At 63.7% G+C, this 2,416-nt stretch carries 2 protein-coding genes and 1 pseudogene; all 3 read right to left on the reverse strand.

The annotated features are described in order from the left end of the window. Window positions 1-160 precede the first annotated feature (160 nt). A complete protein-coding gene (locus VMR03_RS12170; protein ID WP_325405568.1) occupies window positions 161-865 on the reverse strand; it encodes an aspartate/glutamate racemase family protein in 705 nt (234 codons plus the stop codon). 142 nt (window positions 866-1,007) lie between these two features. Next, window positions 1,008-2,039: pseudogene (ilvC, locus tag VMR03_RS12175) on the reverse strand (ketol-acid reductoisomerase); the annotation flags it as partial. A gap of 22 nt (window positions 2,040-2,061) precedes the next feature. Continuing rightward, a partial coding sequence (ilvN, locus tag VMR03_RS12180; protein WP_325405570.1) for an acetolactate synthase small subunit occupies window positions 2,062-2,416 on the reverse strand: 355 nt, incomplete at its 5' end.

Below are 2,416 nucleotides of genomic sequence, written 5' to 3' on the forward strand. Positions count from 1 at the left end.
TTGCGGGCTCTTCGGCGCGCGCCCCGCTCGTCATGCCTGAAGCCACGACAAAAATCGCGGTCGCGGCAGCGACCGTCGCCAGAAATTTGCTCATCTTCTTATGTGTCTCGCGTGACCCGGGTTGAGTTCGTCGGTATTTGATAATCATTCGCAAGTCCTGTCAACGAGCATTTCGCCGCATCGCTCCACCCTCGCGCGCCAGCCTCGCCGCCGCTTCGAAGCCGATCCGGGGGCTCGACAGGACCGGGACGGGCAGGTTCTGGCACAGAGCCGCGGCCGGCGCCATCGAGGCTTGCGCCAGGACCAGCACATCGACGCCCTTCGCCACATCGGCAATGCGCGACGCAATCCCCTGATAATAGTCGTCGAGCCGACCCTCCCGGAACGAAATCCAGATGTCGTCGAAGAGAAAGGTCTCGAGCTCGAAGTCGCGGCCGACGGCATTCGCGGATTCGGCGATCAGCGCCTCGGTATTGGCGACCGTCGCGGGTACGCAGGCGGCGATGCCGATGCGGTGGCCTTGCAGTACGGCGAGGTCGGCCATCGGCCGGTCGATCCTGAGGATCGGAACGGCCGCATCGTCATTCGCCGCCTCGGCGGAAGCGCCCAGCGTCGAGCAGGTGCAGACGACGACGCTCGCGCCGCCTTCGGCCAGCGCCGCCAGCGCTTCGCGCGTCTTGAGATCGAGCGCGGGCGTCACGCGGCCCGCTTTTTCGGCGGCGGCGAGCAGGTCTTCACGCACCGCATGCTTCAGCTTCAGGTGCGGGGCGATCTCCCGGCCGAGGGCGTCGAAGGTTTCGATATGGACGGGCGTCGTATGCAGGAAGGCGATGGCGGCGCCGTATTGCGTGCGTGCTGGAGGCATGGACCTCTCCATGGGCTTCGTCGCCTTGAACTCATATCGAAGCGACATGTCTGAATTAAGTCGAACGCCCCAAAGAGAAAGGGCCCCCCGCGATCTCCGCGGAGGGCCCTTCAGAAAGTTTGGGCTGTTCGCGTGGATCGCGTCAGTTCTTGTCCTTGTCTACGAGTTTGTTGGCGGCAATCCACGGCATCATGGCGCGCAGACGCTGGCCGACCTCTTCGATCGGGTGCGCGGCGTTGCGGGCGCGGATGGCCTTGAAGCTCGTCTGGTTGACCTTGTTCTCGAGCATCCAGTCGCGCGTGAACTTGCCGGTCTGGATGTCGTTCAGAACGCGCTTCATCTCGGCCTTGGTTTCCGGCGTGATGATGCGCGGGCCCGTGACGTATTCGCCGTATTCGGCCGTGTTCGACACCGAGTAGTTCATGTTCGCGATGCCGCCCTCATAGATGAGGTCGACGATCAGCTTCACCTCGTGGAGGCATTCGAAATAGGCCATTTCGGGGGCATAGCCCGCTTCGACCAGCGTTTCGAAACCGGCGCGGATGAGCTCGACCAGACCGCCGCAGAGCACGACCTGCTCGCCGAAAAGGTCCGTCTCGCACTCTTCCTGGAACGTCGTCTCGATGATGCCGGCGCGGCCGCCGCCGATGGCCGACGCATAGGAGAGGCCGACGTCATGGGCGTTGCCGCTCGCATCCTGATGGATCGCGATCAGGCAAGGCACGCCGCCGCCGCGCTTGTATTCCGAGCGCACCGTGTGGCCGGGGCCCTTCGGCGCGACCATCAGCACGTCGATGTCGGCGCGCGGTTCGATCAGGTTGAAATGGATGTTGAGGCCATGCGCGAAGAGAAGCGCCGCGCCCGGCTTCATGTTGGCGTGCAGATGATCCTTGTAGATGTCGCCCTGAAGTTCGTCCGGCGTCAGCATCATGAGGACATCGGCCCACTTCGCCGCGTCGGCGACGGAGAGAACCTTGAGCCCCTCGCCTTCCGCCTTCTTCGCGGTGGCGGAACCTTCGCGCAGCGCGACGGCCACTTCCTTCACGCCGCTGTCGCGCAGGTTGAGCGCATGGGCATGGCCCTGGCTGCCATAGCCGATGATGGCGACTTTCTTGCCCTTGATCAGGTTCACGTCTGCGTCGCGGTCATAATAAACGCGCATGGCTCTCGTCCTTTTCGACTTTCGTTTTAATCCGTCACATCGCTTCCGGGCCGCGCGCTATGGCGACGACACCTGTTCGCGAAACATCCACCAGCCCCAGGGGCCTCATCAGCCCGATGAAGGCATCGATCTTGTCCGGCGCGCCCGTGACTTCGAACACGAAGGAATTATGCGTCGTATCGATCACGCGGGCGCGGAAGGCATCGGAGAGCCGCAGCGCCTCGACGCGCTTCTCACCCGAGCCCGACACCTTGATGAGCGCCATTTCGCGCTCGACGGCCTTGGTCTCGACGGTGAGGTCGACGACCTTGTGCACCGGCACCAGCCTGTCGAGCTGCGCCTTGATCTGCTCGATCACCATCGGCGTTCCGACCGTCACGACGGTGATG

Origin of the sequence: Parvibaculum sp. (assembly GCF_035511255.1) — a bacterium.
GTDB lineage: Bacteria > Pseudomonadota > Alphaproteobacteria > Parvibaculales > Parvibaculaceae > Parvibaculum.